Origin of the sequence: Sphingomonas sp. 4RDLI-65, assembly GCF_049472435.1 — a bacterium.
Taxonomy (GTDB): domain Bacteria; phylum Pseudomonadota; class Alphaproteobacteria; order Sphingomonadales; family Sphingomonadaceae; genus Sphingomonas.
Window position 1 is genome coordinate 51,913 of the sequence record NZ_JBCEBT010000001.1, and the last position, 25,575, is coordinate 77,487.

Genomic DNA, 25,575 nt, shown 5'->3' on the forward strand with positions numbered 1-25,575 from the left:
ATAGCGCTTCGCTCGCAGGCGAGAAATGCCTGCGTGGCGATCGTATCGAGGGGCAATCGCTATGGACCGATGCGGCAGCCTAGGATGGCCGATATGTAGTTGATGGGCGCATGGTCGGCGAGTCCGCGAAAGGGGGCGGTGTTCCAGCTGACCACCCGCCGAAATGCTCGCCTCGCACGGATCTGGTCGCGGCACAGCATCACCGGACCGAGAGCGTCCCCCAAGTGAACATGGCCGGTCGCGTCGATATAGCGAAGGCCGTCGAGATGACGATAGCCGATTGCCTTGGGCGGCAGATGCGCGACGAGATCGGTACAATCGACATAGCGCCGCATCGTGCGCCCCTCCCACGCGGTGGCAAAGGCGGCGTCGCCGACCCGCGGCGATCCGAACGTGACGAGGTCGGCGTCCCGATGTCGTGCTGCGAACAATGTCGCCATCGCGGCGCCCAGGCTGTGCCCTGTCACCGTCAGTTGCACGATCCGCCGGTCCGCGATCCAACGGTCGACCTGCGGCAAGAGACCGAGCAGCGCGTCGTTGAAGCCGCGATGGACACGACCCGCGCCGGTCCATGACACCGGCAGCGCCCGCACATCGCTCAGCACGTCCCGCAACGAATCCGGCTGCGTGCCGCGAAATGCGATGATCGCGTGTCCGTCGGCGCGGAGTCCGGCAAAGCCCTGGCCATCGAGCCCGTGCGCACCATTCCTGCTGCCATCGCTGAAAAAACCGACGTCGCGATAGCCCAGAGCGCCAACCGCATCGGCGACAACCGTGCGGTACGCACCGTCTCGTTCGAACCGGACATAGGCAAGCCGGGAGAATTCGCCCGCAACGGCATCATCGGGCCATGTCTTGTCCATCCGCAACTGGGGACGGATCTCCGGATGGAACACCGCCGCGCTGGTCGGATCATACGCGATCCGCACCCGCGGGGCTGACGCGATCGCCGCCGTCGGCACCGTGGCTTGAGTCGGAATAGCCGTCAGGACCAGTTCCGGTCGTGATCGCGGTGCGCATCCGTCAGCCCGTTGCGGAAGAAGCGCTCGTAATAGTCGAGCTCCAGCTTGTGGACCTGCAGCCACACGCCGGGGACATGGATCGTGTCGACGTGCGCGGGAAAACGACCATGCGTATCGTAGATATAGTTGCAGATGTCGCGCGCGCACGCGATCACGTCGTCGGGATATTCGCTGGCGTCGCGCAGATAGGCATCGGCATAGCCGGGCTTGTAGATCCGGTCGAACACCGTCTTGTCGCGGTAGATACCTTTCGCGCCGAACTTGCCGGCCATGACCGCGTCGACTGCCTCCGCCATGCTGTCGTAATAGGGCGGGCAGCTGCCCTTGATCAGATGCTCGCCCTTGTGGCGCAGACCGACCGGGTGCGCGCGCAGGTCGGCATATTTGGGCAACGGCACCTGCCAGCGGAGCATGTCAGCGAGCTTCCATTTCGGCGTGACGAAATCGAAGCCCAGCATCGCGCCGTAGGTCTTGCGGAACTTGGGATCGCCGAGCAGCACCGGCGGCGACATCGCCGCGTGCAGCCACGCCCCCAGCCCCATCGCCTCGGCGGTCAGCACCATGTTCTGAAGGATCAGGTCGGCCTCGATCTGCGTCCGCATCTGCGCGATCGTGCCGAGCGGCACCTTGATGTCCTTGTTGAGGAAACCGTTGGCGACCCATTTCTTGACGCCCGCCATCCGGTAGAAATTGCGATCGTCGACCAGCGTCGGTCGCGCACCGTCGGGCTGCGTCAGCAGGTACATCAGACCGTTGATATATTGGTGCGACAGGTCGACCACCGGGAACAGGATCGTCGTGCCCGGCAGGTTGGACAGGAAGCGGTTCGAATCGAGATAGGCGGGGAAGTCGCGCTGGCCGTCGGGCACGTCGAGCCGGTGATCGAGCAGCTTCACCTTGCTCTGCGCCGCGCGCTCCAGCAGCACCGTCTCGCTGAAGATCGTATCGGGCGCGGGCGGCAACTTGCGCAGGAAATAGGTCCCGCTGTCGTTGATCAGGAAAAAATGCGTGCCCTGCGCATTGTCCGGACTGCCCGCGGTCCGTCCGGCCATGTTGAGGTTGGGCTTGGCCATGATCGGCTTGCCGTTGCGCGGATCGTTGAACGGCCGATCGGGCATGGTCAGCCCGGTGCATCCCGTCATCGCGATCAGCACCGCCTCCTCGAGCGCACCCAGCGGTTCGCGTTGGTGCGGGCTCTTGTAGCTCATCGAGCCAGCCGAGACGTCGCTGCCGCGGCTCACCCGGTGCGTACGGCGCTGCCAGATCGTCTCCAGCAGCGGGCGATCGAGCAGCGCACGCAGACCGGCGTGCGGGATTTCCGGAGCGTCTGTCATGTCATGGCTTTCGTGACGGCACCGGGCGCCACGGCGCGAACGCACTCGCGTCGCGCGGCAGCGTCGCGGCCAGTTCGGGGCAATGGCGCAGGATGACGCTGGTCATCGTGTTGCGTTCGATCCAGTCCATCCCGAACGGCGAATAGATTTCGGGCCGAAAATCGACCGTCAGGAAGCGATCGCTCTGCAATCGTCGCGACGCCATCAGGATGAAGATCCGGAACGCGGTATCGGAAAAGCCGAACCCGGTCGGCACCGGCTCCGCGAACAGCCCGACCATCGTGTCGACCTCGTCGATCGACCGGTAGACATCGCGCAGTTGCCGGACGGTTTCGGGATCGTCGGTCAGATCCTTCCAGCGCGTGATCCGCGGCTTGTGCAGCCCGGCGCGAAAGTCGTTGTAGCGTGGCACGCCGCGCCGCCGGGTGCGGACGAGGTCGACCACCGCCAGGTCGATCATCTCGCCATCGCGGTCGAAGCTGCGCAGCGCGTCGGGGTAATTGTGCAGCGTGATCGCGCCGGGATGCGCAATGCCGAACGAATACAGCGCGTTGCCGAGCCCGACCCTGCGCATCTCGTCGTCTGCGGTACGACCCTGGATATCGGCGAAGCTGCGCGTGCCGATATGGCCACCGCCGCGATGATCGTAGAACGCGTAATCGTCGGGGATCAGCGGGTGAAGCCGATAGACCGTGGCGAAATCCTCGGTCAGGCAATAGGGCGCGCCATGATGATCGGGCATCGTCTTGGGGATGCCGACCCCGGATCCCGCATCGAGCAGCCAGAGCCCGCCTTTGGTCAGCCAGTCGTTCGCCGGTGGGCCGTTCCAATTGTTCTTCAGCGCGGTGTCGATCGCCTTGGTGGCAAGGATCGCGGGCGTCCACTCGACGGTGTGGATCTTGGCGATCAGCGCCGACACGATCAGCCGCGCGGTGTGATAGACGCGGTCGTCGGTCCAGATCGGGTAATGCCGCTGCAGCTCGTCGCACAACAGATTGTGCTCGCGCGCGAACAGCGTGTGGAGCGCGCTCAAGCCCATCCACCAGCTCTGGTTGAAGCCGGTGATGTCCATGCCGTTGAGGTCGGTCGGCAGATAGCCATCGGGGAGCCGTAACCTGGCCCCCTCGCGGAGCGCGGTCGCCTGGGTCAGCGTCGCGCCATAGACCTCCGATCCATCCCACCAATGCGACGCCTGGTTGGCGAAGACGCGCTGGATGCCATCCGGCGTCTCGGTCGATGCGACGTTGCCGGCGACCCGCATCGTATCTTCCAGCGGACCGTCAGGGGTATTCCTCCAGCGCGGCGTGCCCGGCGGCAGGGGTATGCGGACGTCCTTCTTGCCGAGCGCGAGGCGTTCGTGATCGACCCAGTCATGGACCTGGAACTGGATCCACGCCGCCGCGAGGATGTTGAGCGACCGCGCCGGAATGAACGCCTCGCGCTTGAGCAGGACGTCGCTGACGGTGATCGGGTTCGGCGTGTCCATCAGGTCGGGGCGGTAATCGGGTTTCAGATTGCGCCCGAACGGTTGCCCGACCGATCCCATCAGCGGCTTCGACAGATCGTTGCCGACCCCGTCGAAGCTGCGCGCCAGACGCGCGTCCTCGTCGGGTGCCGGCGGGGCCGGCCGCGCGACCGGCGGCGCTTCGGGTGTGTCGGTATCGATCAGATTGTCGCGCCGCAGGACGAAGCGAAACATGTCGAGATTGAGCAGGCTCGCGGCAAGCGGCAGCTTGTGCCATGCGACGAACCGGTTGATGCCGCGGAAGACCATGCGCGCCGCCCCGGTCGAGAGCGTGTTGCGGCGTGGCGGGTCGGCGTGCCAGCGGAGCGACTGGCGGTGCGCGGCACTTGCGTCGTAGACCGATTTGCGCGCGCGGTTGAGGTTGCCGAGCGGGCGGAACTCGTCGGTGGTGTTCCACGGATTGAACGACAGCCCGTCGATCGCCCGCGATTCCGCAAGCGCCACCGCGCCATTCGTCTCGTTCGCCATGCCGCCCGGCAGGCGGATCGTCGCGACCGGCACGAACGCGCTGTCCCGCTCGCGCCACGGGATCGCGGTATCCTCGATCGGCGTGGTCGCCTCGTCGACGAACCGCTGCACGCACAGCTCGAACACGATATCGTCATGAGCCAGGCGCCGGACCGCCTCCTTGCCAAGATACCCCGGATCCTTCGCGACAGGATCGGGTGCGGGCGGAGCGTTCGACGCGGGCCTGATCTGGAAACGGACGGCTTCGCGGCCCCAGCACATTGCGCCGCGGCTCCAATAGGTCTCGAGCGCGATGCTGCGGACCACCCGCTTGCGCGCGGCACCGACGTTGCGCAGCATCCGCACCGTCTCGGACGGGCCCTCGGCGGCGATCAGCCCGATCAGGCCGAGCAGCCGTGACACCGAACCACCCGCGGTCGCCTTTGCGAAGCGGACGAACTGACGGGCATTGCGCGCATGCGACACCGGATAGTTGGTGGCGAGCAGATCATGCTGCTCGCCGTCCGATACGATTATCCGCACTGCGATGCCGCGCAGATCGGGCTTGTAGTCGGGCGTCGCGTGATTGGCGGCGTTCGAGATCCGGACGATCGCGTCGTAGCGCGCGCCGGGGTGTGCGAAACCAACCACCAGATCGTCGGGCATCGTATCGAGGAACGTGATCTTCGCACGCTCGACTCCGAGCAGCGCCTTGGCGTGGAAGGCGCGGTCGATCGCGCCGCCGAACGCCTTCCGCGCCTTGATCTGGGCGCGCATGATGTCGATCGCGAGCCGCTCGGTCTCCAGCCGCTCGGCCTCCGCGCTGCCGCCCGCATAGGTTTCGCTCCAGCTCACCATGCCCTGCCCCCCGGTTCGCGGCCCTCAGTCCTCACGAAAACGCTTCTCGACACGTTCGACGATCCCCGCGATCACGCCCTGCGGCGAGGTGCCGTAATGCGGCACCGCCCAGCGCGTGATGTGCGCGTCGATCACCGAGGGTTTTCCCGACGCCAGCGCAGCGGCAAAGGCCGTCTCGAACCCGTCCTCGTCGTCGACGGTGTAGCCGTCCGCGCCGCACGCCCGCGCATAGGCCGCGAAGTCGGGGTTCTGGAATTCGACCAGCCCGGTCTCCCGGTATTCGGTGAGCTGATAGATCTTGATGAGCTTGAACTGGCCATCGTTGAAGATGATCCAGATCACCGGCAGGTCATGCTCGACCGCGGTCATCAGCTCGAAGCCGGACAGCGAATAACACCCGTCGCCGCAGCCGACGACGACCTGGCGATCCGGGTGCGCGAGCTGTACGCCGATCGCGCCGTTGGTATGCCCCGCCATCGGGCCGAACGCGCCGGGCTTGCGGAAATGCTGGCCGTCTTCGAGCTCGATATAATAGCCGAACCAGGCGAGATGCGCACCGGCATCGGCGAGTACGATCGCGCGCGGCGGCAGCATCCGGCCGACGATCTGCGCGATCCGGCCGGGGTGAACCGTGCCGGGGACGGGAAGGATCGTCCGATATTCATAGTCGCGACCATCGACCGTGGGAGCGGCGCGCGGACCGACCCGCGGGTCCAGCGCCACAGTCAGCGCCTCGATCGCCAGTCGCGCATCGGCGACGATCGCGTGATCGGCCTTGTAGACCTTGTCGATCTCGATTTCGGAAATGTTGATGTGGACGAGCTTGCGGTCTTCGAACAGGTCCGCCCAGTAGTTGAAGGTCGCGTGCTGGTTGAACGCGTTGCCGATCGCGACGACCACGTCGGCGGCCAGGAACGCCTTCCAGGCGCTGGCATGGCCGCTGTCGCAGAATACGCCGATCGAGAGCGGGTGGTTTTCATCCAGGATACCCTTGCCGTCGAGCGTCGTCAGCAACGGGATCTGGAACCGTTCTAGGAACAGGCGGATAGCCGTCCCCGCGCCGCTGCGATGCGCGCCGAAGCCGACCAGCGCGACCACCGACTTGCCCTTGGCGAACGCGTCCGCGAGCATCGTCGCGACATCCTCGACGCGCGCCGGGTCGGGTGGACACGACCTGACCGACAGCACGATCGGGCGATAGTTGGTGACATCGTGGCCGGGCAGGCCGAACTCCCCGGGCACCGCGATATGGACCGGCCCCGGCCGCCCGTCGAAGGCCAGGTTTACCGCCTGTTCGAGGATGTCGCAGGTCTGGTCCGGATGGTCGATGATCCAGCTGCCCTTGGTGCAGGCCGCGAACATCGCCTGCGAATCCGGCGTATTGTTGAGCCCCGACGTCTCGTTCAGCGACCCACGGCCGCGCCAGTTGCGGTTGGCATAGCCGGTGATCGCGAGCATCGGATAGGAATCCGACATCGCGATGCCGAGCCCCGAGATCAGGTTGAACGCACCCGGCCCCGCGGTCGCCCAGCATACGCCGAGCTGGTCGGAGAACATCGCCTGCCCGCATGCCATGAACGACGCCGCCTGTTCGTGGCGGGTGATGATGCCGCGGATCTTGGTCGAATGCTTGAGCGCGATCATCATGCCCGTTGCGGTCTCGCCAGCGCCGCCATAGGCCGCGGTAACGCCGATGTTCTCGAGGCCGGCAACAATCGCTTCGAACACGCGCATCCCTGCCCCCTCTATTGCCCATACGACGAACTATTCGGTGAGTCCTGATTCCGAACTTAGCGTGTTAGAGCTTTATCCAATCGAGTCGGTCAAGTGGCATAGACTCTTCATATCCAATACGGACCAATATTGAGTAGATCTTCGCTTGAATAAGAGCAGTATGAATACTGCATTTACATAACATCTCTTCTTCACCGTTCATGGGGAGTGGCGACGATGTCTGATCCGGGCTGGCCGTCCAATGCCGAGGACGCGGCGATCGACCAGCGCGAGCGAGACCTTGTCGCCGAACGCAGAGCAGTCTGGGGCGCCGCCGGGGGCGCGGCCAGCGCGCCGCCGATCGGCCTCGCGCTGTCGGGCGGCGGCATCCGCAGCGCGACCTTCAGCCTTGGCGTGCTGCGCGAGCTGTCCGCGCTCGGAGCGCTGACCCGGTTCGACTATCTCGCGACGGTGTCGGGCGGAACCTATGTCGGCGCCTTCCTGGGCGGACTGTTCGTCGCGCGTCGCACCGGAACCGCGATCATCGCGCCGAGCCAGTCCCCGCCGGCCAGCGGAGACGCCGATCCGCTCGGCACCACCGATGCGCACAAGGCGATCCGCCTGCTCCGGCAATCGGGACGCTATCTCGCACCGAGCGGCACGGTCGACTATTGGTATGCGTTGGCGATCCTGATCCGCAACTGGATCGGGCTGCACCTCGTGCTCGGGTCGATCGTCTTCGGCCTCGCGCTGGCCGGCGTCTGGCTCCGTGCCGCCGTCGCGCACGGTCACGTGATCGTCGCTGCGGGCGGCTCAGCGGGCGGCACAGCGGACACCCTGAGCAAGGTCGTCGCCTATGTGCCCGATATCGGCGTGCTACCGTCGCTGACGATCTTGATGTTCGCGATCGCGACGGCGTTCGGCTGGGCCTATTGGCTGACGCGGCGCGACATCGGCGGCGGGCTCGCTAATGCCGGTGGCGCGGTTGCGGCGTCGGTCGTGATCGTACTCCTGTGCCTCTGGGATTCGGCCAGCCTGCAGTCACCTGCCAGCCTGAAATCACTTGTCGCCTATATCGATGCCGCGCCGATCGCGCGGAGCATCGGCGCGATCGGGCTGGTGGCGCTCGCGACTTGGCTGTTCGGCTCGGTGCGCGCGATGAGACGGGGCGACGGCAGAGATCTCGAACAGGCCTGGGATGCGCAGCGATTGTGGATCACGCGCCGCCAGTCGACCCTGTTGCAGATCGCGGCCGCGCTAGCCGCCTTCGCGCTGGCCGATCGTGCCGCCTTCGCACTGGCCGGCTGGATCGCAAAGGACGGCAACGGCTGGAAACTCGCCGCATCGCCGGTGCTGGTCACCGGGCTGGTCACCGCGGCGCGAACGCTGTTGTCGCGCACGGCCATGCTGGGCACCTTCGCGCGTGGCCCTTTCGCCAAGCTGGCCAACCGCTTGCTCATTCCCGGGCTCGCGACGGCGCTCACGCTGTCGGTGGTCGCGTTCTGGGGGACACTGGCCTATGTCGTGACGTGGCCATTTGCGGCAGATCAGGCCGGTTCCTTGGGCAGAATACCGCTTTTGAACGCGTTTCTATCGCGTGGCGGGGTCATCTCCGCCGACGTGGCAATCCCGTCGCCCGCGCTCGTTTGGCTAAAGAATCTCGCTACAGCCCGCCCGCTGGTGATCGCGACGATCGTCGCGCTGGTCGCGGCGCTCGGCATTCGCAAGACGGTGAGCTTCCTCAACCTTTCCTCGCTCGCGACATTTTATGCCGGGCGGTTGCGCCGCGCCTATCTCGGGGCGGGCAACCGGGCCCGCTTCGGCGCAGGCATTGCGATCGAAATCGGCGATTCCGGCGACGACATCGACCTCGCGGCCTATTTCCCGCACCGGTCGTCGGGCGCCCCGCTCCATCTCATCAGCGTCACGTTGAACCAGACGCGAGGCCGCGGCTCGAACATCGTCCAGCACGACCGTCACGGCCGCAACATGACGCTCGGGCCCGCCGGGATCAGCGTGTCGCTGGATGACGGCGCACGCTCGCTGATCCCTTACGATAGCGCGACGACGCAGGTCGAACGGCTGCCGCTATCGGCCTGGATCGGCATTTCGGGCGCATCCTTCTCCACCGGGATTGGCGCGCGCACTGGCTTCGGGCTGACCACGCTCGCGGGGCTCGCCAATGTCCGCCTCGGCTATTGGTGGCGCGCTGGCGATCCCAAGACCGACCAGAGCGTGCAGTCCTATCTGCTCGACGAGATCCGCGGGCGTTTTGCAGGGACCGACACGCGCCGCTGGTATCTGTCTGACGGCGGTCATTTCGACAACAGCGCGGTATATGAACTGATCCGACGCCGTCTGCCGTTCATCCTCGCCAGCGACAACGGGCAGGACGAGCGCTATGGCTATGAGGATCTAGCGACGCTGGTCCGCAAGGCGAGGATCGATTTCGGCGCGGAGATCAGCTTCCTCGATGCCCCCGCGCTCGATGCCGCGCTAGGGGTCGCACTCGAAGCCAATGCTCGCCCGGTCACCTCGCCCGCCTCACGCCCAGGCACCGCGTCCGGAACTCCACAAAGTCCAGGCGAGGACAATCTTGTACGACGCGCATTCGGTACCTTGCGGCAGATCGGCGGCGACGAACCGGCCGCCCCTCATGCGGTCGCGGCGCTGGCAACGATCCGGTATCACGATGGCAGCATGGGCACGCTGGTACTGATGAAGCCGCGGCTGACGGGCGACGGCCCCGCCGATCTCGTCCGCTACAAGAGCGACAATGTGAATTTCCCGCAGCAGGCGACGATCGACCAGTTCTTCGATGAGGCGCAGTGGGAGAGCTATTATACACTGGGCCGACTGGTAACCCGCCTCGTCATGGCGCCGCGTGACGGGCGCTGGTCGCCCGGCGAACTGGTGCCGCTCGGCGCCGTCTAGGCCGGCCCACCGCCTGATCGGGCAGCCAATCCTGGCGGTGGTGCGGATAGATCGCCGGTCTAGTGAGATCGCGACGCCACACACCCTGCGCAGTTGCCCAGACTGCAAGCTCCAGGATCGCGTACCTTCCCGGAATGCAGCGCTTTTGACCACGCCGGGCGCTGGATCGCACGCCGCGACGGTCTGGCGAACGCAAGCGCGCTTGGCATGGATATCGGCCTGCCGCGCAGTCCTGACCATCGCGCGGCATAGCCGGATCAAACTGTAATTCGCCCCCCTACCCGCGATCGTCTCGACCAGCAGCGTCCTTCATAACGTCATGCGGACCGACGCGCGCACTGTGCGCGGTGCGCCGGGAAATACCCAGACCGGGCTGTACGAACTCATCGCGTATTTTTCGTCGAACAGATTGTCCGCCTCGACCCGCAGCGTCATGGTCGTGGTGACGCCGATCTCGCCCGCTAGTTTCGCCTTGGTGTAGGCGGGCAGGCGCAGCCCGCTGGTGTCGATCGCGCCGGCCCGGTCCCCGACATAGGTCGCGCCGGCACTGATCGACCATTCGGTGTCCCAGCCGGTCGGATAGCGCCCGACCACCAGCAGCGTACCCGAGTGCTTGGCGACGTTCAGCACCGCCGGTGTCGCGAATGTCGCGTCGTCCGCGCTGGCGTCGATATAGGCGTAGTTCGCGACGACCTGCCACCTTCGCGCGAGATCAACGGACGCATCGAGCTCGACGCCGCGGCTGGTGAGCGATCCCACCGGCGCGTTGAAATTGGCATCGAGCGGATCGTTGGTCAGGATGCCGCGCTTGACGATATCGAACACAGTCGCCGTGGCATTGATCCCGGCCCAGCGACCCGCAACGCCGATCTCGTATCCCGTCGCATTTTCCGGCCCGAACGCCTCGCCGGTACGCCCGGTCCCCGAATTGAGCAGGAAGGATTCACCCCAATTGGCGTGCACCGCGATCGTGTCGGTCACGCGGTAGCGCGCGCCAACACGGAACTTGACGGGCTCGCCGGTGGTCGCGGTGGCGATGCCGGTCAGGTTGCGGCGCAATTGCTGGCGATATGCATCGAACCGGATGCCCCCTGTCACGGTCAGCCGCTCGGTGAGATCCCACATATCCTGGGCATAGACCGTGACGACCCGGCGTTTCTCGCGCTGGTCGATCGACGGCAGCAGCGGCTGTGCGATACCGCCATACACCGGGTCGAACACGTCGATCGCGTAAGGAAACGCCGCGGTTGGATTGCTGCGATTCAGCAGTTCGAGATAGTCGAGCGTATAGCCCTTCACGCCGATGCTGGGATGATGGAGACCGAGCGCGTCGAACCGTCCGGCGAGCTCGATCCGCGCCGACAGATCGGTCGCTTCGTAACCGCGCTCGCGTCGCTGCCGCCACAGGATGCGGTCGTCGACCAGGCGCGACTGGTCGCTCGAGAACCCGCGCAGCGTGCTGTTCCGCCAGACGATGCCACCGTTCAGCGACCATTCGCCACCAAGATCATGCTCGCCGGTCAATTGCAGCCGCGTGTTGCGCGCGTGGTGGTCGCCGTCGCCGGGTTCGCCAAAGAACCGACTCCGCGGCAGCGCGAGCGCATCGCCCTCCACCGCGGGCACGCCGCGATCGAAGGGCGAATCGAAGCGCGTATATTCGGCGAGCGCGATGATCCGGGTGCCGGCCTGCGGCTGCCAGGTCAGCGAGGGCGACACGGTACGCCGCGACAGGCCGACGAAATCGCGATAGCCGTCGCTGTCCTCCGCTGCGACGACGATCCGGCCGGCAATCGTCGACGTCAGCGGCCCGGTGACGTCGAGTTCGCCTCGCCTGGTATCGAACGACCCATACAGCAGCGTAACCTCGGCATGGGGTGTAAACCGCGGCGTCTTGGAAACGATGTTGACGCGACCGGCAGGATCGATGTCGCCGAAGACCGCCCCCGCTGGACCCTTGAGCACCTCGATACGCTCGGTCGTCGCCGGATCGCGCGGCGGCGCCAGCCCGCGATTGGCGAGGAAGCCGTCGACATAGGATTCGGCGCCGCCATCGGGCGTGCCGAGAAAGCCGCGGATCGCAAAATTGTCGATAAAGCCGCCGCGGTTGTTCTGCTGGCTGATGCCGCTGAACAGCTCCAGCGCATCCGACAGGCGATAAGTGCCGTTGGCGACCAGCAGATCGTGTTCGAGCGATCGGCTCGACTGCGACATGCGCCGGGTGATGAGGTCGGATCCCAGCGTCGCATCACGCGGCGCCCCCGTCCCGAGCACGACGATGTCGCCATGATCGTCTTCGACGGGATGAGGATCGACACGGGCAGATGGATGATCGACCGTTGCCCGAGGAGCCCCCCGCGGAAGCGTGGCAGTTGCGGAAGCCGCTGCATCTTGCGCGATGGCTGCTTCCGACAGGCAGAGCGCAATCAGCGGCAGGCACGTCGCGGCGATGCGCGTCAGTGCTCGGTTGGAGCAGGTCGTCATGCGGTTTCCCCCGGTTGTTGCGACGCCCTTAACCGCAACGCGTTTAATGATACAACATATCTTTGAGCTGATAGGTCAGGATGCTTGCCGCGCGGTCGGCGTCCGGGGATCAGAATCGGGTGCCCACGCGGAACGGGACTACTGCGACCCGCAATTCCGCCGTCGCAGCACATGCTGGAGGGCGGACAATGCAGGCCTTCGAGGGCGGAGCAACGCTGCTGCTCCTATGCTCTCCCTCACCTTCGACGGCGATTTTGGCCTCGGCGATGGCGACGGCTCGATGCGGAAAAAGCCAGACTTCAAGGCGATAGCGCCGCATAAGCCCTCGCCGGGCTGCATGCGTCGGAGCGCGATCATCCTCGACCGTCGCCAATGCCTGCTTTTCTTGCGGCGCACGATCCGACAGGATGCGGAAATCCGATCGGCAGGGGGAACGCGAAAATGACATCAAACACTGCGATGCAGGCTTTGCGCCTGTGTGCCTTGCTGGCCCTGTCGCCCGCGTCACAGGCTGCGCAGGCGGCTGATCCCGCGACCGCCCGGGCCACCATCGACGCGCGGATCGAGCAGGATTACCCCGCGCTCGACACGCTGTACCGCGATATCCATGCGCATCCCGAGCTCGGATTTCAGGAAACCCGGACGGCGGCGTTGCTGGCGAAGCGGATGCGGGCGCTGGGCTTCACGGTAACGGAAAAAGTCGGCAGCACCGGGCTGGTCGCGCTCTACAAGAACGGCGCCGGGCCGACCGTAATGGTCCGCACCGAGCTCGACGCGCTGCCGATGGAGGAGAAGACCGGGCTGCCCTATGCGAGCCGTGCGCAGGCCGACTATGACGGCAAGACGACGTTCGTCGCGCAGAGCTGCGGTCATGACGTGCACATGACGGCCTGGGTCGGCACCGCCCAGGCATTGCTGGCGATGAAGGCCCAGTGGAAGGGCACGCTGATGTTCGTCGCGCAACCCGCCGAGGAGCAGGTTCAGGGCGCCAGGGCGATGATCGACGATGGGCTGTTCACGCGGTTCGCCAAGCCCGACTATGGCTTTGCGGTGCATGTCGGGTCGAACGAAGCCGGCACCGTATTGGTCAAGGACGGCGTCGTCAGCTCGAATTCCGACACCGTCGAGATCGTCTTCAAGGGGCGCGGCGGGCACGGATCCATGCCGAGCGCGACGATCGATCCGATCGTGATGGGCGCCCATTTCGTCAACGACGTGCAGACCGTCATCAGCCGGCAGAAGGACGCGAACGCCTTCGGAGTCGTCACCGTCGGCAGCTTCCAGGCAGGCACGGTCGCCAACATCATTCCCGATCAGGCGGTGCTGAAACTGAGCCTCAGGTCGTTCGACAAGGACGTGCGGCAGGCGTTGCTCGACGGCGTGACCCGGACCGCGAATGCCTCGGCGGCGATGGCGATGGCGCCTGTCCCCAGCGTCAAGCGGCTCTACGGCACCGCCGCGGTCGTCAACGACTCCGGGCTCGTGCGGCGCGCCGCGGCAATGTTGAAGAGCGCCGGCGGCGATCGGATCGACGTTCTCCCCGCGACCGCGCCCGGATGGTCGGCAAGCGAGGATTATTCGGCGTTTGTCGATGCCGGTATCCCGTCGGTCTATTTCACGATCGGCGGGTATGATGCCGAGACGCTTGCCGGCTTCAAGGCGCGCGGCGAACCCGTGCCGAGCAATCATTCGCCGTTCTTCGCGCCCGATCACGACGTGGCGATCCGTACCGGTATCCGGACGCTATCCCTTGCCGTGCTCATGGTTACGTCGCCGGACTGAGACCGGATCAGGCGTCCGGAAGCACCCGACCTGCGGGAACGTAGCTTGATCCAGGTATATTTGCGATTGCTTCGCAGTAGCCATGACGATAGGAGGCCATCAACGCGCCGGGGGGCGTGATCATCTCGGAGGACAGTATGAAGCTCAGCCTGATCGCAGGACTGTTGGTCGGCGTCGCGTCGCCAGCATTCGTTGCAGAACTTCGCGCCGCCGAACTTGCAGACGTGCCCGATCCGCAACGCTCCGACGACATCATCGTCACCGGCTCGAAGGTCGGCAAGGCCGCCGACAAGCAGAGCGCGTCACCCACCGGCCTGGCGCTGTCGCTCCGCGAGACACCACAGTCGATCACCATCATCGACCGCGAGCGGATCGACGACTTCGCGATCACCAACGCCAACGACCTGCTGACGCAGACCATCGGCATCAATGTCGAGCGCACCGAGACCGACCGCACCGAATATACTTCGCGCGGCTTCGACATCACCAATTTCCAGATCGACGGCATCGGCCTGCCGCTGTTCTTCAACATCCAGACCGGCGATCTCGACACCGTGCTGTTCGAGCGGGTCGAGGCGGTGCGCGGCGCCAATGCGATCATGACCGGCGTCGGCAATCCGTCCGCAACGATCAACTATTTGCGCAAGCGTCCGACCGCGGAGTTCCACGCCAATGCCTCCGCGTTCCTCGGATCGTTCGACCAGCGTCGGCTCGAGGCGGATGTGTCGGGGCCGATCACCAAGGACGGCAAGCTGCGTATCCGTGCGATCGCCGCGCACGACGAGCATGACAGCTATCTCGACTACAACCACGTCAACCGCGACGTCTATGCCGGCCTCGTCTCGTGGGACGTGCTGCCGTCACTGACCGCGACCGCGGGCTATATGCGGCAGGACAACCGGTCCGACGGCGTGCTCTGGGGGGCGTTGCCGCTGGTCTATAGCGACGGCAGCCGGATCGATTACGCACGCTCGGCCTCGACATCCGCCGACTGGACCTATTGGAACGTGCTCGACCAGACCGCATTTGGCGAGCTGGCGCTGAAGCTCGGCGGCGACTGGTCGGTTCGCGGCGTCTATACCTATCGCAACTGGCAGGAACGGGCCAAGATCCTCTACGCCTTCGGCACGCCCGACCCGGCAACCGGCCAGGGCATCATGGGCATGACCGGTGTCTATCCGTCACAGAACAAGCAGTACATGGCGGATGCCTATGCGTCGGGCAGCGTCGAGCTGTTCGGCCGCCGGCACCAGCTCGCCTTCGGCTTTTCCAACGGTATCTCGAACGGCAAGCAATATGGGGAGTTGTCGACCACCAACATCGATTATGGCGACATCCGGCAGCTCGCCAGCTTCCGCGCGGTCGAGCCCGACTATCCAGACGTGCGACTCCAGGCCGACACCCGCGATCGGCTGACGCGCGCGTATGGGTCGATGCAGGTCAACCTCGCCGATCGCCTGAAGGCCGTCGTCGGCGGAACCGCGATCTGGCTCAAGAGCTCGGGCTATTCGTACGGCGTCGACCAGGCGCGAAACAACAACAAGCTCAGCCCTTATGCGGGCCTGCTGTTCGACCTGACCAAGAACCTGACATTGTATGCGAGCTACACCGACATCTTCAATCCGCAGAGCGAGGTCGACGTCGGCAACCGGCGGCTCGATCCGGCCAAGGGCACCAGCATCGAAGGCGGCGTGAAGGGCGAATGGCTCGGCGGGCGCATCTACGGCGCGGCGTCGATCTTCCAGGCGAAGCAGAACGGGCTCGCCGATTTTGCCGGGACGTTCGACGGCACCACCGGCGGGCAGATCGGCACCAGCTATTATGTCGGCCGCGACACGACTTCGAAGGGGTTCGAGGTCGAGGTCGCCGGCCACGTGTCGCAGCGCTGGCTGGTATCGGGTGGCTTCACGCACCTGAAGCTGGAGGACGACGACGGCGTAGCGGCCCGGTTGTTCGTGCCGCGCGACACGTTCAAGCTGGCAGCGACCTACACGATCGAGGATCTGCGAGACCTAAAACTGGGCGGCCAATTTCGGTACCAGAGCCGGATAAGCGCACCGAGCGGCATCGCCGACGCGGCGGGCGACGACATCGCGATTCGCCAGAAGGGCTACGCGACGCTCGACCTGCTCGGCAGCATCCGTGTCGCCGAGCGTGTCCGTGCCAGCCTGAACGTCCGCAACGTCACCAACACCCGGTATCTCGGCACGCTGAAATACGCGTCCGGGTTCTACGCCGCGCCGCGCAGCGTGATCGCCACGCTTCGTTTCGAGTATTGAGGGTATGGCGCACGCGGGTCGCGCTCTGGCGATGGTCGCAGGTGTGATCCTCCTGCTTGCGGCCGCGGCCCCCGCCCGGACTTCGCCGGTTGCGGCGGAGACCCCGCTCGTACGCATGCCGGGTACGCGCGAACTGGCGCTGAAAGGGCCGCAAGGCGCAGACTATCGGATCTGGATCAGCGAGCCGGTCGGTCCCGTCCCCTATACCGGCGGCTACCGCGTGCTCTATGTGCTCGACGGCAACGCGTTCTTCGGCCTGTTCCACGATGCCAAACGACTGCAGGACGCGTTTGCCGACACGATCATCGTCTCGGTCGGCTACCCTACCGACAAGCCGTATGACTTCGCCCGCCGCGCCTACGACTTCACGCCGCCGGCCCCTGGCGCCAAGCCGGCGCAGGGCGGGCAGGACGCATTGCTCGATTTCCTCGAACAGACGCTGAAGCCGGCGATCGCCGCGCGCTACAGGATCGATACCGATCAGGAGAGCCTGTTCGGGCACAGCTTCGGCGGGATGTTCGCGCTGTACGCGATGTACACCCGCCCGGCGCTGTTCGATCATTATGTCGCGGCGAGCCCGACCCTGTGGTGGGCCAACCGCTATCTGCTCCCGTCCGAACGCGCCTTCGCAGCGCGTGTCGCGCGCGGCGAGATCGACGTCCGCCAGACCAGCCTGTTGCTGGCAGTCGGCGACGTCGAGCCGGCGCAGGAGGTCCAGGACGTGATCGCCCTCGAACGGCGGCTCCAGCCATTGTCCGCGCAAGGGCTACGGACGTCGGTGCGTCTCCAGCCGGGCGAGGATCATATGTCGTTGCCACCGTCGATCGTGTCGCAGGTGCTCCGCGAGGTATTCACCGCCCGCACGCGGTAAAGCGGGCGTCGTCTGCTCGTCAGGCCGACATGGTCGTGACGACCTGCAACCGCATCGTGCCGCGGATGCCGTGCTCGGCATAGTCGACTCCCATGCCCGACTGTTTGATGAGCGGGAACGGGACGGTCGGGTCGAAGGCGGCATGGCGATTGATAGCAGCGGACCCGACGACGAGGCGGCCTGCAATGGCGTCGCCCGCCGTCAGGTCGGAGGTCCAGATCGACGCCGTGAGGCCGTAAGGGCCCGCGTTGATGCGATCGACCACTGCGTCGATGTCGTCATAGCCGACCACCGGGATGACCGGCCCGAACTGCTCCTCGTCGACCAGCCGCGAGCCATCGGCGAGACCGGTGACGACGGTAGGCGGGAAGAAATAGCCGGGTCGGTCGAGGGGGCCACCGCCGCTCAGCATGACACCACCATCTGCGCGCGCGTCCTCGACGATCGCGCAGACCTTGTCATATTGCGCCTTGTTCTGGATCGGGCCCAGCGTCACGCCCGGCGCGAAGCCATTGCCCAGCACATAGGCGTTCGCCGCCGCCGCCAGCCGCTCGGCGACCGCGTCGACGAGTGCGAACGGTGCGTAGATACGCTTGATCGCCGCGCAATATTGCCCGCAATTGCTGAACCCGGTCATGGCAGCCGCCGCGACCAGATCGTCGATCGAACCGTCGGGCAGCAGGATCGCCGCGTCGTTGCCGCCGAGTTCCAGCGTCACCGGGCGCAGGAATGCGGCCGACGTCTTGGCGATCGCGATCCCGGTCGGGGTCGAACCGGTGAACGACACCTTGTCGAACCCCGGATGCCCGACCATCGCAGCACCCGTTTCACGCCCGCCGCTGATCACGTTGAGCACGCCGAGCGGCAATATCCTGAGGCTGATGCGGCCGAGTTCCAACGTGCTGAGCGGAGTCAGTTCGGACGGCTTCAGGACGATCGTGTTGCCCGCGATCAACGCCGTCACGACCTTGACCATGCCGAGCAGCAGCGGCCCGTTCCACGGCGCGATCGCCGCGACGACGCCGAGTGGGTGCCAGCGCTCGACGACTGTCCGCGCTGGCTCGTCGATCAGGATGCGATCGGAAACACGGAACCGCGACATGACCCGAATCCGCTCGGCTGTCGTCCGCACGAACAATTCGGACTGGCCGAACGGCATGCCCTGTTCCAACGTGTGCAGCGCGGACAGCCACGCGCTCTCCCGGTCGATCGCATCGGCGAACGCCTGGAGCTGCCGGGCACGCTCGTCCCAGCCAAGCGCCGCCCAGCCGGGCTGGGCGCGCCGCGCCGCCGCGACCGCCGCGTCCAGTTCCGCGGCAGTCGCGACCGGCGCGCGCTGGAACGCGGTGCCGGTCGACGGATCGATGACGTCCTCGAACAGGGTTGCGACGCGTTCGCCGTCGATGGTCTGCAGGAACGTCTCCTGCGCGGCGCGGTCGATCAGATGCTGCAAGGTCGGGCTCCGGTATCGAACGAGGTCAGGATTTCGGTGGCGCGCGCAGCGGAATGGCGCGTGGGTTCGGGTCCATCAGGATGTCCATCGCCACGCAGGTCGCCTTGACCTTCGACGGCGAACAGCCCGACCGATGGCCGCGACCGGTCCAGTCCTCGGCGAGGATCGCTTCGCCGGGCTTGAGGTTCAGCGTGCGGCCATCGCCCAGATCGAAGAACATCTCGCCCTGGAGCGCGATGATCAAATGCCGGTAGTCGACCGCACCGTGCCATTCGAACATAGCCCCCTGCACGCCCCGCCCGATCGTGATCTGGTGCGGGCTCTGCATATTGAAATAGGTCTGGAGCGCGGCGCCGGACTTGTGCGTGGTCTCCTGCGACGGGATCGAGATCTCTTCGAGATAGCTCTTGCCGTCGCTGGCGGCATAGGCGTGATAGATCTTCAGCGCGCGCAGATCGTCCCATGTCAGCAACGAGTCCGCGGCGTTCGCCGATGCCCCAGGCAGGAACGCTGCTGCCGCTGCGAGCAGCCCGACGATCTTGGTCCTGAATTGTCTCGCCATCATGTCGATCCTTCTGGGTGGGGGAAGCGGGTCACGCGGCGACCGGCAGTTCGGCGGTGAGCGCGTCATAGGGTTTACGGCTCTCGCGATCCTCGGCCGCGATTTCGGGCGCACCACCGGGCCCGGCGTCGAAGATCTCGCCTTGTCGCCGCGATTCGAGGAGGATTGCGTTGGCTCGGTCGCGGCGCGCGCGCTCGTAGAGGTTGAGCGCCGCCTGCGGCCCCGCTCCGGTGGCAAACGCCCGCCCGAGGACGATCGCGTCCTCGATCGCGAGCGCTGCGCCGAAACCGAGGAAAGGCAGCACCGCATGCGCCGAATCCCCGAGCAACCCGACGCGACCGTCGGTCCAGACGTCGAGGGGATCGCGGTCGTACAAGGCCCAGCGTGCGGTTCGCTCCAGCGGCGCGCAGGACGCGAGCCCGACGACGTTGGCGTTCCAGCCTTTGAACAGCGCCAGCAATTCCTCGCGCGTGGCCTGCGCGGACCAGTCCTCGTCCTCGATTTCGGGCGCATGCGCGAAGGCGACGCAGTTCACGACGCTGCCCTTGCGGATCATGTACCGCGCCAGCGCGACGCGCGAGCCGACATAGATGCCCGCGGTCCATTCGCCCATGAACGGCGCGGCATCTTCGATCGGCACGAGGAAACGGTAGGCGACGCGGCCGGTCTTGCGGGGTTCGCCAGCGCCCAACATCTGCGTCCGCACGGTCGATCGCAGGCCGTCGCAACCGAGCAGCGCCTGCCCGGTGAAGCGGCGCCCGTCGGCGAGCAGGATCGTCGCGTCCTCGGCGGTCTGTTCGAACCCGACGACCGAGCAATCGAGCTGGATCGCGTCGCGGTCGTTGGCGTCAACCGCCGCCCTCAGCACCGCGAACAGATCGGCACGATGGAGCATGTTGACGTCGACCAGATCGGCCGCGCTCCAGTTCCGACGCGCAAACGCCCCGCCCAGGACTTCGCCGGTCCGATAGTCGAACGCGGCCGAGGCCTGCGGACGGTCCGAGACGGCAGTCAGTGCCTGTTCGAGCCCGAGCGAATACAGGCTGCGGCTTGCGGTCGCGCCGAGCGCTATGCCTGCGCCGACGTCACCGACCGTTGCCGTTCGCTCGAACAGCCGGACGCGGAACCCCTGACGCTGCAACGCGAGCGCCGCGGCGAGGCCGCCTATCCCGGCGCCGGCAATGAGAATGGGAGAAGGCATCGAACGGCATCCCGATTGATCGCGTGATGTCGTCTTGTGCAACGATCGTGCACGCGGGTGCATGGTCGGTCCGGAGTGTGATCGTCAGGCGATCATGGATCTCGTGCTTGGCGGGATGGACTTCCGCCACCGAGCTTTGTGCAATAATGTGCAACGGAACCCGGCCGCGGCACCATCAACTTCGGACTTGTGACCATGATACAGCCCCTGCCCCGCCGCATCACGTCCAGCGACGTCGCCCAGCTGGCGCAGGTATCGCGGTCGGCGGTGTCGCGGACCTTTACCACCGGTGCGAGCGTCGCGCCGCACACGCGCCAGCGCGTCCTCGCCGCTGCCGCCGAACTCGGGTATCGACGCGCTAGCGCCCGCACCGATCGCCCGGTGGCGGTCATCATGGCCAACGTCCTGAGCCCCTATTTTGCCGAACTGAGCGATCGGCTCAGCGCGGAACTTGCCGGTCGAGGCCAGAATACGCTGTTCTTCATCTCGTCCGATCCGACCAAGATCGACGACCTGGTCCGCAACGCCGTCGCGGCGGACGCGCGCGGCATCATCCTGTTCTCCGCCGTCCCCTCGCGCGCGGTGCTGGCGGAGGCGCGATCGCGCGAGCTTCCGATTGTGATCCTCGACCGCAACGAACGGGTCGAGGATGCGAGCCTGGTCTGGATCGACAGTGCAGAGATCGGTCGCACAGTCGCCAAGCGCATGCTCGCCGAGGGACGTCGACGCCCCGCCGTGATCGCCACCGCGCCGGAACGATCGCGCGAGCTGGAGGCCTTTGCGGATACGATGGACGCCGCGGGCGCCGCCCCGTGTCGCTGGATCGATACGGGATGGAGCTATACCGATGGCCTGGACGCCGCGGCGCGCTTGTTGGCAGGCGAGGACGTGCCGGACGCCGTGTTCGCCGCGTCGGACGCGGTGGCGATCGGCGTGCTCGACGGTATTCGCCGGGACAGCCGCCTGACGGTCCCTGGCGGCATGTCGATCATCGGCTTCGGCGACACCGCGCCGTCGACCTGGCTGTCGCACCAGCTATCGACGGTCCGCATTCCCGTCGTTGCCCTGATCCAGACCGCGGTTTCAACGCTGATGGCGCGCATGGCGTCGATGGGGACGCCGGCGCCACGGATCTGGCTGAGCTGCGACCTCGTCGAGCGCGGCACCAGCCTGGGGCTTGGCGACCCTAGATCTGGATGAACGGCGCGTCGCGTTCGTTGAGCGGTTCGCAGCCGTTCTCGGTGATCAGCCAGAGGTCTTCGAGATGGACGTTGCCCGATGCGTCCGCCTGAAGTGCGGGGCAGTCGACGCTGATCACCATGTTCGCTTCCAGCACGTGATCAGCCTTGGCGAAGTTCAGCGAATCGTCGCGGAATGCCTCGTCGGTATGGAACAGCCCGACGCTGTGCGCCGAACAGGCGATCAGGACGTCGAGCCCCGCCTTCGCCACCGCCTCTCGCCCGATGCGGGTGATCTCGGAATAGCGCAGGCCGGGTTTGAGCGCCTTTGCGACCGCCTCGTTGGCGGTGATCGCCGCATCGAGTGCGCGGCGGACGGCCGGGTCGGGCGTGCCGACGAACACGGTGCGCCCGTAATCACCATGATAGCCCGCATAATGGCTGACCGCGTCGATCTGGAACGAGCGGCCGGCGCGGATGATGCCGTCGCGCTGGCGGACCGGCATGCTGTCGGTCGAGATAAACAGCGGCACGCCGCCCCGCGCGCCGGTTTCGGCGAAGAACGCCCGGCGCAGATCGTCGAAGCTGCGGCCGACCGCCATCGACTCGACCGCGGTGCGCGCCGCCTGCGCGTTGTTCTGCGCGGCGTGGCGCATCAGCAGGATCTCGGCCGGCGTCTTGACCATGCGGATCCGCCGCAGCAGCGGATCGGCTGGGCGATACGCGAAATCGTCGCCGAAGAAGGATTGCGGAATGGCAGAGTCGACTGCCACCAGTCCGTCGATCGACGCGTCGTGCAACGCGGCACGGAGCGCCCGTTTCACGTCCGGATGTGCAGGATACGTCGCCAGTTGCCGCTCGGTGGATGCGCGCGTGATGCGATCGAAGGGGTCCGGTGTGCCGCCCTCGGCGCTCGCGAAGAAGATCGGCGGGGCGGCGGTATCGCCCTCCAGGCCGTCGGGGGCGGTATACAGCGAGATGCGCAACGGCCATGCCGCCGGCGTGTCCTCCAGATCGTAGAGGTAATGCATGAACTGGCTGGTCACGAGTACGACCGGCGCCGAGCGATCGCGGGGGACGATGGCCAGCGATACGCCGGTCTGACCCATCGCCACCGTCTGAGGCCAGAAGCCCGTCGCGTAATAGACGTTGGTCGGATCGGCGAGGATCATCGCCGAGACGCCGAAGTCGTCCAGCACGCGCTGGGCACGATCGCGGTCGATCAGCGGGATTGGCATGGCCATGGGATGCTTCCTCTTTTCAGCCGGTCGTGCCGCGGACGTCCGGGGTGCCGCCCTCGACGCCGGTAAGATCTTGCTCGGCGGGATCGGTCTCGACGAGGTTGAGCAGCACGCCGTCGGGGTCGCGCAGGCAGACTTCGCGCTGGGCACGGTGCGCCATCCGGAACATCTCGGGGTCGGGCGACCAGCTCGCGCCGGCAGCGCGCAGCGCGGCGAGGACAGGGTCGAGCGCGCGGACGTAGAAGACCAGCGCGACCTCACCGATCCTCGCGGGACCTTCGGCCATCGGAACGACCTCGGGTGCCAGCGCAGGATCGATCAGGAACAGCCCGATCATGCCGAAATTGGGGCCGCCGCTCTTCACGATCCGTACGCTCAACGGTCCGTGATCGGCGAAACCGAGGATGGTCGATGCCGATGAATCCGAGATCACGCCTTCGTAATAGATCCGGTCGAACCCGAGTGCTGCGTAGAACGCCGCAGCCCGTTTCAGGTCGCGGACGAAGATCGTGCCGCGGATGAGCGATGAGACGGAGGGTAGCGTCATGCCGAAAGCTCCTGGACCGCGGTCAGTTCGTAGGTGGTCGGCACGAGAGCCCATTGCATGCGGAGGAACAGATGATCGCCGCCCCTCACCCACAGGTCGGCGGCCGGCCAATCCTCGCGCCAGCGCACCGCGTAGCGACGCACGTCGAAGCGGCCGGCGATCACGGAGATGGTCTCCTCACCGATATAGGCCACCTCGATCCGGACCGGCACGGCGCGACATGCTTCGTCGCCATTGGGGGATACCGAGTTTGTAACGGCATCGATGCCGACGAACCGGCCTGGATCGTCGGTGCCGCGGATTGCCGCGATCAGCGCGTCGCCCTGCAGCGGGTGGAGCCCGAGATAGGGCAGCCGACCATCGGTGAAGAGATGCAGTTCGTTGTTGGGCTGCTGCCCGATGCGCGCCGCGACGCGGACCGACTCCGCGCCGACGTCGAACCACATCGCCGCCAGCGGCTGGCCGTCTTTCACGATGCGGCAGAAGCCGTCGATCGGCCGCCAGTCCGTATCCATCGCGAGTGTCACGTCGCGGAGCAGCGCCTCGTCGTCGATCTCGCACAACGCACGCAGGACATGTCCGCCGGGATGGTGGAGGATCTCGAACCGCTCGCGTCCGGTCTCGCGGCCATCCGCCCCGAGATACGCGATCCTGCCGCTGATGCCGCCGGTCCGAACCGCCTCCATCACCAGATTTCCGGCTCGGCGCGGCGCGACGGATCGGTCTCGTACTGATTGTCCGGACGCGACAGGCCGAGATTGCCCCGCAGCGTGTCCGATTCATATTCCGTGCGGAACAGGCCTCGTTCCTGGAGGATCGGCACGACCTGGTCGACGAAATCCTCCAGCCCGCCCGGTAGGAAGGGGGCGGCGATTACGAAGCCGTCGGCTGCGCCCTCAGCTTCCCATTTCTGCAGTTCGTCGGCGACGTCGGACGCGGTGCCGACGATCGTCCGGCTGGTCCGCCCCGCCGCGACCCGACGCGCGAGTTCGGCGACTGGGAGATTCTCGTTCCGGCTCAGTTCGAGCACGCGGTCACGCGTCGAATTCTCGCCCTGCAACGCGGCTTCCGGAAGCGGCGGCAATGGCGCGCCGGGATCGACGTTTGACAGGTCGATGTTGCCGAGCAGCGCGCCGAGTTTCGAGATCGCGATCTCCGCGGGGATCAGTGCGTCGAGTTCGCGCTGCAACGCCGCCGCTTCCTCGCGCGTCCGACCGATCACCGGCGTGACAGCAGGCATGATCTTCAAGGTGTCCGGCGTCCGCCCGAACGCCGCGAGCTGGGCGTGCATGGCGGTGCGGAAGGTGCGTGCGGTCTCGATGCTCGGGTGCGAGGTGAAGATCACTTCGGCGCAACTGGCCGCGAAATTCTGCCCCGTCGCCGACGAACCGGCCTGGACCAGCACGGGATGACCCTGCGGCGAGCGCGGCACGGTCAGCGGGCCCGCGACGCGGAAATGCGCGCCGTCATGGTTCACGGCCGAGATACGCGCGGGATCGGTGTAGCGGCCGCTCGCCTTGTCCGCGGTGACCGCGCCGTCCTGCCAGCTGTCCCACAATTTCCGCGCGACATCGACGAACTCGGCGGCGCGTTCGTAGCGGACGCCGTGCGCGAGATGCGCCTCGCGGCCGTAATTATGCGCCTCGTTCTCCATCGTCGAGGTGACGATGTTCCAGCCGGCGCGACCGTGGCTGATATGGTCGAGCGTCGCGAACCGGCGGGCGAGATCGTAGGGCTCGTTATAGGTGGTCGACGCGGTGCCGATCAGCCCGAGATTGCGCGTCGTGGCGGCGATCACCGACAGCAGCAGCAGAGGATCGAGCTTGGGCGTCTCCATGCCCGCGAACACCGACGCGCCCTTCACCGGATGATAGCCGACATAATCGGCGAGGAAGACCGCATCGAACAGCCCGCGTTCCGCGACCCGGCCCAGCGCGGTGAAATAGTCGATGTCGGTGAGCGCGTCGCTCGCCGCACGCGGGTGGCGCCAGCCCGCGATATGGCCGCCCGTCTGCATCAGGAAAGCAAGCAACTTCATCGGAGTATCCCTGGCCATGTCTCGAGGTGGTCCTAAACCCACCGCCCGGCGACACGGCCTGCCCGCCCCCGACTATCCGCCTGGCGACCAGATTGCGGGCGCGCCGCTA

General features: G+C 66.3%; 17 protein-coding genes. 5 read left to right on the forward strand and 12 right to left on the reverse strand.

Features of this window, described 5'->3' with window-relative positions:
- Positions 1 to 59: 59 nt before the first annotated feature.
- From VH567_RS00205 to VH567_RS00220, 4 genes are all read right to left on the reverse strand, one after another.
- The gene (locus VH567_RS00205; RefSeq protein ID WP_423323635.1) at positions 60 to 863 is read right to left on the reverse strand and encodes a lipase family protein; all 804 of its coding nucleotides are present in this window, start codon (positions 861 to 863) and stop codon (positions 60 to 62) included.
- Positions 864 to 985: 122 nt separating this feature from the next.
- Positions 986 to 2,356: a hypothetical protein gene (locus VH567_RS00210; protein WP_423322207.1), complete on the reverse strand. Its 1,371-nt coding sequence runs from the start codon at positions 2,354 to 2,356 to the stop codon at positions 986 to 988.
- Position 2,357: 1 nt separating this feature from the next.
- Complete coding sequence (locus tag VH567_RS00215; protein WP_423322208.1) at positions 2,358 to 5,186, reverse strand: peroxidase family protein; 2,829 nt, start codon at positions 5,184 to 5,186, stop codon at positions 2,358 to 2,360.
- Between the two features lie 24 nt (positions 5,187 to 5,210).
- On the reverse strand, positions 5,211 to 6,920 hold the full coding sequence (locus tag VH567_RS00220; protein WP_423322209.1) for a thiamine pyrophosphate-binding protein: 1,710 nt from the start codon (positions 6,918 to 6,920) through the stop codon (positions 5,211 to 5,213).
- 216 nt (positions 6,921 to 7,136) lie between these two features.
- Between VH567_RS00220 and VH567_RS00225 the strand changes: the two genes are divergently transcribed.
- Positions 7,137 to 9,833, forward strand: a complete 2,697-nt coding sequence (locus tag VH567_RS00225; protein WP_423322210.1) for a hypothetical protein — start codon at positions 7,137 to 7,139, stop codon at positions 9,831 to 9,833.
- 309 nt (positions 9,834 to 10,142) lie between these two features.
- On the opposite strand, the gene VH567_RS00230 is transcribed toward VH567_RS00225, so the two are convergent.
- Positions 10,143 to 12,314, reverse strand: a complete 2,172-nt coding sequence (locus VH567_RS00230) for a TonB-dependent siderophore receptor (RefSeq protein ID WP_423322211.1) — start codon at positions 12,312 to 12,314, stop codon at positions 10,143 to 10,145.
- Positions 12,315 to 12,755: 441 nt separating this feature from the next.
- Between VH567_RS00230 and VH567_RS00235 the strand changes: the two genes are divergently transcribed.
- From VH567_RS00235 to VH567_RS00245, 3 genes are all read left to right on the forward strand, one after another.
- Positions 12,756 to 14,096 (forward strand): amidohydrolase, encoded by a 1,341-nt coding sequence (locus VH567_RS00235; RefSeq protein WP_423322212.1) that lies wholly within the window; start codon positions 12,756 to 12,758, stop codon positions 14,094 to 14,096.
- Between the two features lie 137 nt (positions 14,097 to 14,233).
- The gene (locus tag VH567_RS00240) at positions 14,234 to 16,375 is read left to right on the forward strand and encodes a TonB-dependent siderophore receptor (protein ID WP_423322213.1); all 2,142 of its coding nucleotides are present in this window, start codon (positions 14,234 to 14,236) and stop codon (positions 16,373 to 16,375) included.
- Positions 16,376 to 16,418: 43 nt separating this feature from the next.
- On the forward strand, positions 16,419 to 17,246 hold the full coding sequence (locus tag VH567_RS00245) for an alpha/beta hydrolase (protein WP_423322214.1): 828 nt from the start codon (positions 16,419 to 16,421) through the stop codon (positions 17,244 to 17,246).
- 19 nt (positions 17,247 to 17,265) lie between these two features.
- On the opposite strand, the gene VH567_RS00250 is transcribed toward VH567_RS00245, so the two are convergent.
- The 3 genes from VH567_RS00250 to VH567_RS00260 are packed head-to-tail and all read right to left on the reverse strand — an operon-like array spanning position 17,266 to position 20,462.
- Positions 17,266 to 18,699: an aldehyde dehydrogenase family protein gene (locus VH567_RS00250; protein WP_423322215.1), complete on the reverse strand. Its 1,434-nt coding sequence runs from the start codon at positions 18,697 to 18,699 to the stop codon at positions 17,266 to 17,268.
- Between the two features lie 25 nt (positions 18,700 to 18,724).
- Positions 18,725 to 19,261 (reverse strand): hypothetical protein, encoded by a 537-nt coding sequence (locus VH567_RS00255; protein WP_423322216.1) that lies wholly within the window; start codon positions 19,259 to 19,261, stop codon positions 18,725 to 18,727.
- A 31-nt stretch (positions 19,262 to 19,292) separates the two neighbouring features.
- Positions 19,293 to 20,462: an FAD-dependent monooxygenase gene (locus VH567_RS00260; protein WP_423322217.1), complete on the reverse strand. Its 1,170-nt coding sequence runs from the start codon at positions 20,460 to 20,462 to the stop codon at positions 19,293 to 19,295.
- 195 nt (positions 20,463 to 20,657) lie between these two features.
- Here VH567_RS00260 and VH567_RS00265 point away from each other — a divergent pair, with 195 nt between their 5' ends.
- Positions 20,658 to 21,662 carry a LacI family DNA-binding transcriptional regulator gene (locus VH567_RS00265; protein WP_423322218.1) on the forward strand — a complete coding sequence of 335 codons (1,005 nt, stop codon included), beginning with the start codon at positions 20,658 to 20,660 and terminating at the stop codon, positions 21,660 to 21,662.
- On the opposite strand, the gene VH567_RS00270 is transcribed toward VH567_RS00265, so the two are convergent.
- From VH567_RS00270 to VH567_RS00285, 4 genes are read right to left on the reverse strand one after another with little or no spacing between them, the layout of a single operon-like run.
- Entirely contained in the window at positions 21,649 to 22,884 is a 1,236-nt protein-coding gene (locus tag VH567_RS00270) for a M24 family metallopeptidase (protein WP_423322219.1), read from the reverse strand. The two genes, VH567_RS00265 and VH567_RS00270, sit on opposite strands and share 14 nt — an antisense overlap.
- 16 nt (positions 22,885 to 22,900) lie before the next feature.
- On the reverse strand, positions 22,901 to 23,428 hold the full coding sequence (locus tag VH567_RS00275) for a VOC family protein (protein ID WP_423322220.1): 528 nt from the start codon (positions 23,426 to 23,428) through the stop codon (positions 22,901 to 22,903).
- Positions 23,425 to 24,114 (reverse strand): hypothetical protein, encoded by a 690-nt coding sequence (locus tag VH567_RS00280; RefSeq protein ID WP_423322221.1) that lies wholly within the window; start codon positions 24,112 to 24,114, stop codon positions 23,425 to 23,427. The genes VH567_RS00275 and VH567_RS00280 overlap by 4 nt, the downstream gene beginning before the upstream one ends.
- Positions 24,114 to 25,466 (reverse strand): LLM class flavin-dependent oxidoreductase, encoded by a 1,353-nt coding sequence (locus VH567_RS00285; RefSeq protein ID WP_423322222.1) that lies wholly within the window; start codon positions 25,464 to 25,466, stop codon positions 24,114 to 24,116. The genes VH567_RS00280 and VH567_RS00285 overlap by 1 nt, the downstream gene beginning before the upstream one ends.
- Between the last annotated feature and the right edge of the window lie 109 nt (positions 25,467 to 25,575).

Excerpts from the sequence above, each read along its gene's own strand:
- VH567_RS00205 (WP_423323635.1), bottom strand. The coding sequence starts at position 863 with ATGGACAAGACATGGCCCGATGATGCCGTTGCGGGCGAATTCTCCCGG.
- VH567_RS00210 (WP_423322207.1), bottom strand. The coding sequence starts at position 2,356 with ATGACAGACGCTCCGGAAATCCCGCACGCCGGTCTGCGTGCGCTGCTC.
- VH567_RS00215 (WP_423322208.1), bottom strand. The coding sequence starts at position 5,186 with ATGGTGAGCTGGAGCGAAACCTATGCGGGCGGCAGCGCGGAGGCCGAG.
- VH567_RS00220 (WP_423322209.1), bottom strand. The coding sequence starts at position 6,920 with ATGCGCGTGTTCGAAGCGATTGTTGCCGGCCTCGAGAACATCGGCGTT.
- VH567_RS00225 (WP_423322210.1), top strand. The coding sequence starts at position 7,137 with ATGTCTGATCCGGGCTGGCCGTCCAATGCCGAGGACGCGGCGATCGAC.
- VH567_RS00230 (WP_423322211.1), bottom strand. The coding sequence starts at position 12,314 with ATGACGACCTGCTCCAACCGAGCACTGACGCGCATCGCCGCGACGTGC.
- VH567_RS00235 (WP_423322212.1), top strand. The coding sequence starts at position 12,756 with ATGACATCAAACACTGCGATGCAGGCTTTGCGCCTGTGTGCCTTGCTG.
- VH567_RS00240 (WP_423322213.1), top strand. The coding sequence starts at position 14,234 with ATGAAGCTCAGCCTGATCGCAGGACTGTTGGTCGGCGTCGCGTCGCCA.
- VH567_RS00255 (WP_423322216.1), bottom strand. The coding sequence starts at position 19,261 with ATGGCGAGACAATTCAGGACCAAGATCGTCGGGCTGCTCGCAGCGGCA.
- VH567_RS00260 (WP_423322217.1), bottom strand. The coding sequence starts at position 20,462 with ATGCCTTCTCCCATTCTCATTGCCGGCGCCGGGATAGGCGGCCTCGCC.
- VH567_RS00265 (WP_423322218.1), top strand. The coding sequence starts at position 20,658 with ATGATACAGCCCCTGCCCCGCCGCATCACGTCCAGCGACGTCGCCCAG.
- VH567_RS00270 (WP_423322219.1), bottom strand. The coding sequence starts at position 22,884 with ATGGCCATGCCAATCCCGCTGATCGACCGCGATCGTGCCCAGCGCGTG.
- VH567_RS00275 (WP_423322220.1), bottom strand. The coding sequence starts at position 23,428 with ATGACGCTACCCTCCGTCTCATCGCTCATCCGCGGCACGATCTTCGTC.
- VH567_RS00280 (WP_423322221.1), bottom strand. The coding sequence starts at position 24,114 with ATGGAGGCGGTTCGGACCGGCGGCATCAGCGGCAGGATCGCGTATCTC.
- VH567_RS00285 (WP_423322222.1), bottom strand. The coding sequence starts at position 25,466 with ATGAAGTTGCTTGCTTTCCTGATGCAGACGGGCGGCCATATCGCGGGC.